The 7,139-nt window shown below is 53.8% G+C and carries 8 protein-coding genes and 1 pseudogene; 4 read left to right on the top strand and 5 right to left on the bottom strand.

Features of this window, described 5'->3' with window-relative positions:
* The coding region (locus tag WM94_RS25420; RefSeq protein ID WP_256207054.1) for a response regulator at positions 1-524 on the bottom strand (524 nt) is incomplete at its 3' end.
* 679 nt (positions 525-1,203) lie between these two features.
* Between WM94_RS25420 and WM94_RS25415 the strand changes: the two genes are divergently transcribed.
* Entirely contained in the window at positions 1,204-1,530 is a 327-nt protein-coding gene (locus WM94_RS25415) for a DUF2790 domain-containing protein (RefSeq protein WP_004577661.1), read from the top strand.
* Positions 1,531-1,562: 32 nt separating this feature from the next.
* Here WM94_RS25415 and WM94_RS25410 read toward each other — a convergent pair whose 3' ends face one another.
* The 3 genes from WM94_RS25410 to WM94_RS29855 form a co-directional block, all read right to left on the bottom strand.
* Positions 1,563-1,913, bottom strand: coding sequence for a DUF3147 family protein (locus WM94_RS25410; protein ID WP_004577662.1), 351 nt, complete (start codon positions 1,911-1,913; stop codon positions 1,563-1,565).
* Between the two features lie 158 nt (positions 1,914-2,071).
* Positions 2,072-2,977 (bottom strand): cation diffusion facilitator family transporter, encoded by a 906-nt coding sequence (locus WM94_RS25405; protein ID WP_004577663.1) that lies wholly within the window; start codon positions 2,975-2,977, stop codon positions 2,072-2,074.
* 54 nt (positions 2,978-3,031) lie between these two features.
* Positions 3,032-3,370, bottom strand: a complete 339-nt coding sequence (locus WM94_RS29855) for a zinc ribbon domain-containing protein (protein WP_080635014.1) — start codon at positions 3,368-3,370, stop codon at positions 3,032-3,034.
* Positions 3,371-3,860: 490 nt separating this feature from the next.
* Here WM94_RS29855 and WM94_RS25395 point away from each other — a divergent pair, with 490 nt between their 5' ends.
* The 3 genes and pseudogenes from WM94_RS25395 to WM94_RS30945 all read left to right on the top strand — a co-directional run bounded on the left by WM94_RS25395 (position 3,861) and on the right by WM94_RS30945 (position 6,298).
* Complete coding sequence (locus WM94_RS25395) at positions 3,861-5,558, top strand: phosphoethanolamine transferase (RefSeq protein ID WP_004577664.1); 1,698 nt, start codon at positions 3,861-3,863, stop codon at positions 5,556-5,558.
* Between the two features lie 122 nt (positions 5,559-5,680).
* Positions 5,681-5,809: a hypothetical protein gene (locus WM94_RS30950; RefSeq protein ID WP_003253468.1), complete on the top strand. Its 129-nt coding sequence runs from the start codon at positions 5,681-5,683 to the stop codon at positions 5,807-5,809.
* A 225-nt stretch (positions 5,810-6,034) separates the two neighbouring features.
* Positions 6,035-6,298: pseudogene (locus WM94_RS30945) on the top strand (hypothetical protein).
* A gap of 272 nt (positions 6,299-6,570) precedes the next feature.
* Here the strand turns inward: WM94_RS30945 and WM94_RS29845 are convergent.
* A complete protein-coding gene (locus WM94_RS29845) occupies positions 6,571-6,915 on the bottom strand; it encodes a cupin domain-containing protein (RefSeq protein ID WP_004577665.1) in 345 nt (114 codons plus the stop codon).
* Positions 6,916-7,139: the final 224 nt, after the last annotated feature.

Here is a 7,139-nt window from a genome sequence, read left to right as displayed (position 1 = left end):
AACACGGAGAACCGGTCGAAAAAGCTCTCCGTACATGATTTTTCGGTCACTTTTCGTCCAATGACGCTGTAGGTGCCTGGAAAATTGCAACTTGCCGCGGCTGCACGACAAGTTGATCGGAGCATCCCTAGGTCGGCAATTTTCAGCGAGCTCTTCTCTACTAACTCATCACCACGGCGTTGCAGCGAACGGATGCGTGCAAGCAGCTCAGGGAATTCGAATGGCTTAACAAGGTAGTCATCCGCGCCGCCGTCCAAGCCCTTGAGCTTGTCATTGATGCGTCCGCGGGCGGTCAGCATGATGATGCGGACCCGGCTGCTCTTGCGGATGGTTTCCAGCAGATCCCAGCCGTCGATACCTGGGAGGTTCACGTCCAGCAGGACCAACGAATAGACATGAGTGTTGAACAAGTGCAGGGCATCTACACCGTTGTGCACGATATCTACGACATACCCGCTTTCGGATAGGCCCTGCTGAAGATATTCGGCAGTTTTAATTTCGTCTTCCACAACTAGAACGCGCATAACTTATCTCAAGGTGTGAGGAAGGAGTTGGCCTAATCCGCCATGGTTGCAGGCTGTTCGAAAGTTTGGCTGGGGTATGGCATGTGGTAGTCGCTACCTCTGTCCATACGCCGGGTCACCTGAGGACGCTTGAATCTTAACGCGAAGAAGCTGGCCGCGGCGAAATCCTACAAATTTGTAATGTAGCCGCAAGATTTCTGACAGTCATGCAGGCTCCACCCTTGAGCTTAGCGGATTCTGGGGCCTGCAACGGTGTACGACAGCTTCGCCTGACGGGTGGAATCGGCCAGGACAGGCAGCATTTCTGCCGCTAGCTGGCGGGACTGGTACTGGCCTTGGATCGAGTGCCATGCAGGCAGTCCCCATGGACGGCCCCAAACCCCTGCGCCTTTCTGTGAATTAGTTCACGCGAGGGCTCAGTATTCTCTCGAATAATTATCTTACAATCTATTACATGTCCAAATTGTAATTGCGCGATCATCTTGGTGTTAGCCTCCTTTGCTAGTTTAACGGCAGCGTAAGAGGCATTGCTGCTTTGGAAATTGTCTCATTTCAAAGCAGCTTGGCAAGAGCGACGGGCAGTTGTTCACGCCAGTGCATTCACCTGTAAACCATACGCTCCTTTGGTAGGTGAATTTTAGCGCCCCCCTACGGGCGCTTTTTTATTAAGGGACTTCTTATGAACACTACTGTATCAGCGATCGCCGTGTTTATGCTCTTTACATCACTAACAGCCAATGCCCAAAGCGGTATGGAGATCAATCAACGCATTGAGCGATCTGCTAGAGAGGCTACTGCGGATTATGCTCAGCGCGTAAAAAAGCCGATGCCTCAGCTTGAAGACTACGCCTATGGCATGGACCTTGACGTTAGTAAGTTGGTGTATGTATCGCCCAGCGTGCGGTACTGCGGTAACGTGAGAAGCATGATGACCTACGAAGACTCAAAGGGCGAACTACATATGGTTCGCTACCTGGTCAAAGGTGAGTGCATCAATAGTCGTTGAACGGCCCCTGAATTGCAGTCCTGGCTCGTGACTTATAACAGCTCAATGCCAAATCGACGGAGCAGCAGGGCAAAGCCCCCAAAGCTCACCATGGTGATGACGATACTGCTGATAAGCGTTGGCCAGAATCCCAGTTTGGGCAGCAGCACTGGAAAAGCGATGAACATCGGCAGGGTCGGCAGCACGTACCAGAAGGTGTACCAAGCATGATTGGAGATCTTCTCCATGCTCTGGTTCTCCAGGTAAAGCCAGACCAGCGTCAAGACCGTGACCAGCAGCAGGGCGGCGACCAGCCCGCCCAGCTTGTCACTGCGCTTTGCCAGCTCCGATACGAGAATCACTAATCCGGCAGTGAGTAGATACTTCGTGATGATCCAAGCCATCGCTGAACCTTCTGGAGGTTATGGTCGGGGGCAGGCGAAGCCATTCACCAACCCCTCTCGAAGTGCTCCTGCCGTTTACGCCATCCTTCACCGCATGTCTTCTACGACATCACCCTCAGCCAAGAGGGTGATGTGTTTGTTTGGTTTTTACCGATCGATCAGTGTGAGGGCGACGGAACGCTTTCGTGGAAAGCTGCCCGCTCGATCTGGATGGTGCAGTGATGGATTTCGAATGCATCGCTGACAGCATCCACGACGGCCGCCAGCACAGCATCCCCATCTGCAGAATCCCGTATCACTACGTGCGACGTCATCACGTTGCTGCCACTGCTGACGGCCCAGACGTGCAAGTCATGAACGTCCGTAACGCCATCTACGCCGAGGATGGTAGCCTCGATTGCCGTCACGTCGAGCCCCCTCGGCACACCCTCCATGAGGATTCCCAGGCTTTCGCGAAGCAACTGCCACGTCCGCGGCAGAACCCAGAGGCCGATTGCCACAGCGACAATCGTGTCGACCCAAGTCCAGCCGGTGAAGCGGATGATGAGTGCCGCGATGATTACGCCTAGCGAGCCGAGCATGTCGCTCCAAACTTCGAGGTAGGCTCCTTTGACGTTGAGGCTCTCGTTGCTCGCAGATGCCAGAAGGCGCATCGAAATTAGGTTGATGATCAGGCCGGCGATTGCGATCCACATCATCGCTCCGGTAGCGATCTCCGCCGGCATGAAGAAGCGCTGGTAGGCCTCATACAAGATGTACATCGCCACCAGGAAGAGCAGCACGGCGTTGAACGTCGAAGCCAGAATTTCCAGGCGCGCATAGCCGAAGGTTCTTTTCTGATCTGCCGGCCGCTTGGCTATCTGAAGTGCAATCAGTGAGATCGCCAAGGCGGCAGTATCTGTGAACATGTGAGATGCGTCCGACAGCAGCGCCAGGCTGCCGGTAATCCACGCGCCGATCACTTCTGCAATCATGAAGCTGCCAGTCAAGGCGAGCGCCATGATTAGCTTCTTCTGATGCCCCTCGCGTACTGCAGCGCTGCCATGGTCGTGATTTGAACCCACGTATTTCTCCTTGCGCAGGGTTGTGGTCTCGTTGGCCTTCCTGTCTAGCTAGCCTTAGAGCGTCGCTTGGCCACACTGACTGCAAAATCTTGCTCCTGCACTCAGCAGCGAGCCGCAGGCGGTGCAACCACTCGATAGCGGTGTTCCGCAGTTTAGACAAAAGCGTGCTGACGGATCGTTGGCCGTCCGGCACTGCCTGCAGCCCTGCAGATCTTTGATGGGGGCTGGAGTGGCAGGGCGCCCGCCGTCATACACCTGATTGCCGCCGTCGCAGCCCTGCTGCCGGCCATGGCGATCATATTGCTCGGCCCCATGTCCCCCGCTGTGGTGCTTGCCTCCACCGTGGTTTTCACGACCATGGTGCCCGCCCAGGATGTTTTTGAAAAAGCTCATGGTATTCGCCCCTCATTGATGGGTGACATATTAACGAGCAAAAGTTGAAAATAATGTTCTGCTCGCGAGAAAGACTTGTAAGTTGAATTGAAAGTTCAAAATTAGCCTACGACAAAACGAAACCGTTTTGTTCGTGAAATTAAATTTATCTAGCTGAGCGGCGCATTGTTTTTGGTGGGTGGTATTCCCCTAATTTTGATCATAGCGTGATCATTGACAATCAAAGCAGCAGTTATTGGATTTCTGTCAGCATTGTAATCCCGAGGTCATCGTGTCGTTATCAGGTCCCGGAAATAATGCGCTCAGCGAGATTCATTTCTCTTTTTATCCCTATGCCTCACACATACTAAGCGTCCCCAACGCGTAGGGGCCCAAGGCCTCTGGCGCTCCGCACATTGCGCAATCGCTCAGCATCTGTCGACGGCTTGCCTTGTAGCTCCCGCTAACTCCATAGCTACCGCCATGGATAAGCAGCTTCCAGAGTTTGATAATGACACCTTCCAAATCCATTGTTCACACCCTGTTAAGCAAATGGATCTTTGCTATTCGCAATGCGCGGCAGAAAGGCATCAGTACTAATTTGCTAATCGGCCTGGTGACTTTTTGGTTGCTGCTATTCGCGAACGCTGAGCTCTGGAACGTGCTCTGGACGCTGGTATTCAAAACCGATGAAGTGAACTGGCTGCTAGCTGCTAGCCTCCCAGTCATAGTATTCGCATGGGTGTTTACCGTTCTGAGCTTGCTGTCATGGGGGCGGCTGGCCAAACCCTTGCTGTGTCTGGTACTGATCAGCGCGTCTTTCGCGAGTTACTTCATGAATGCCTACGGCATCGTGGTCGATTACACAATGTTCACCAACGTTGTGGAGACCGACGTCGCTGAGGCAACCGAGCTGCTGAATTGGAAGCTCGGTCTTTGGGTCGCAATGGTTGGGGTGTTGCCCGTCTACCTGATTGCCCGGGTTCCCCTCCGGCGTAAGCCTTGGGCCAAAGCTTTGGTCAGCAGGTTCATTGCTCTGTCGCTCGCTCTGTTGACCTTATCTGGCATCGCGTTGAGTCAGTACCAGTCGTATGCCTCCTTGCTGCGCAACAATCGGGAGATCCGGCTGATTCTGGTACCTACCAACTTGTTTGCGGCTGGCCATGGGTACCTGAAGCGTCAGCTGGCCTCACCTAAAACGCTGACGGCCATTGGTACTGATGCGGTAGTTAATCGACAGGGTGCGGCTCGTAAACCCAGGCTGCTGGTACTGGCAGTAGGAGAGACCGCTCGCTCCGCCAACTTCTCCCTCAACGGCTACTCCCGTGAAACGAATCCGGAACTAGAAAAGCGAAATGTCATTAGCTTCACGAACGTGAGCTCCTGCGGTACCGCCACCGCGGTCTCGCTGCCATGCATGTTCCTGGACGTGGGTAAGGCCCAGTACAAAGATGGCTTGGCCAAGAGCCGAGAAGGGCTGCTCGACGTGCTTCAACGCGCTGGCATCAGTGTCATGTGGACTGACAACAACTCGGGGTGCAAAGGGGTCTGCGACAGGATTCCCAACCACAAGGCTGCCTCTCACGCGGATTCCCAACTGTGCACCAGCGAGGAGTGTAAGGACGGGGTGCTGCTCACGGAGATGCAAGACTTCATCAAGCGCCAGGAAGGCGATGCTGTCCTGGTGCTCCACTACAAAGGCAGTCACGGCCCGGCCTACTACAAGCGCTACCCCTCGCAATTCAAGAAATTCGCACCGGTGTGCGAGACCAACGAGCTCGACAAATGTAAGCAGGAGGAGGTGGTCAATGCCTACGACAACTCAATCCTCTACACCGATTATGTGACTGCAAATCTCATCGATATCCTGACGGCCAACACCAAGTTCGACACTGCGCTAATGTACGTTTCGGACCACGGCGAATCGCTGGGGGAGGGTGGGCTCTATCTGCACGGGCTGCCTTACGCGATGGCTCCTGACGAGCAAACAAAGGTGCCGTTGGTACTTTGGATGTCTGACTCGCTCGCGAAGAGCGAAAAGGTCAACGTGGGTTGTTTGAAAGCTCAAACCACGTCACCGCTGAGCCACGACAACCTGTTCCACACCGTGCTCGGCATGATGAACGTCCAGACGTCCTCGTATCGCTCAGCGCTGGATTTCACAGCCCCTTGCAAGCCCTTGGCCGGAGGCTCTTATTCAGGCCTTTAAATGTTCGATATGGCCCGGATCATCGGCCAGGCGGCTCTGCACAAGCCTGCTTTGACAGCTGAGAGAAGCTGGACTAATTACATAGCTGCATCCAACAACCCAAGCGGAAAAGGAAGTTTTGCATGAGCATCAAGCCAGGCCCTAAGCGCACCAATGAAGATGGCACTCCGGACAAAAGGCAGCGAGTCACCCCTGAGAAGCAGAAGGACCATCCGGACCTGAAACCTCACAAGCACAAAAAGGGGGAGTAAGAGAAAAGCAGCTCTCGGGAGCTGCTTTTTTGTTTAGGCTGCGTGCAAACCTTCCTGACTGTAGTCGTGAGTCTTCTGCTTTGCGTGATCGGTTGGGGTTGTTTTAAGTCACTACAAGGTGGTCACTTGTCGGGCGCGACTCACAAAAAGCTTAGATCGGCTTGATTACCGCCTCGCTTTGGCTAGCTTGGAATCCATCGCTATCCATCGATTGCAGGGGGCTGCATGCGTTTGCGCGGAGATGTTTATTGAAGCTGGGCAGATCCTACGCTTCATCACCGGACCCACGAAGAGATCCTGAATGACGGATTTTATCTCGACGTGCAGGTAAAGCTTTCGCGGAAAGCCGCAACGCAGCTGTTTATCGGTGTGTACGCGCCGTCGGGAACCGCGCTTTATGAGGAAGCGTTCGACACCCGGCCGAACGAATCAATGACGAGCGCGTTGGCCTGGGGAGTCGCCAGAGCGCGTGTCGTAGCTACGTTGTAAACCACTTTTTTTCACTGTAAGCCACTGTGGTTTACAGTGAAAAAAGTGGTTTACAGCAGGCCTCCTCAGGCTTGAGTCAGCTCCAGCAGATCGCCCAGCTCCTCCCGGGCCATCTTCACTCAACACTGAGCCAGTCGTGAGGTTGCACCGCACAAAGTCTTCCGCATCTATGTCCCGCTTGGCAGAATTCGAAGGCGTGATGTCTGTACCTCCTTCAAATCCGCGATCATGGTCATGCGCCGACGCGATGGCGCGGCGCTGCCATTTGACATTTAAGAGAATACGAAATATTTGCGTACGGTCTCTACTACTTCCCAAGTTCCGGAAAAGCCAGGCTCTATAATAAATTTGTCGCCTGCTTTGAGGTGAATTGGCTGCTTACCATCGGGGGTAATCACGCAATAACCTTCTTGGAAGTCGCAGTACTCCCATTTGGTATAGGCCACGCGCCATTTACCGGGCGTGCATATCCATGTACCCATAATCTTCGACCCATCTTCCGAGGTGTACGAGTTCAGATTGACAGTGTGAGGCTCGCCCGACAGCCGTTCCCAGGTGCATGCGTCAAGAACTGGTAAAGGGGAGGTGTCGCGCAGTACAACGATTAGGTCTTTCATAGAATGTGTTCGTGTGGTGATGATGTTTTGTAGCATCACAAAGTATGTCAGAAGAGAGATGTCTGTACCCGACACTAATATGCCCGTTTGCGAATTTTGAATCGCCCCTGGTTTCGTAGACACCTCCAAGCCTCATAATGAGGCCCAAATAGGAGGTGCCATGAGTCGTCAGCGTTACCCCGAAGAATTCAAGATCGAAGCGGTCAAGCAAGTGACCGAGAAAG

It is taken from the genome of Pseudomonas sp. ABFPK (assembly GCF_001586765.1).
GTDB lineage: Bacteria > Pseudomonadota > Gammaproteobacteria > Pseudomonadales > Pseudomonadaceae > Aquipseudomonas > Aquipseudomonas asiatica.
This window is presented reverse-complemented; position numbering and strand designations above follow the sequence as displayed.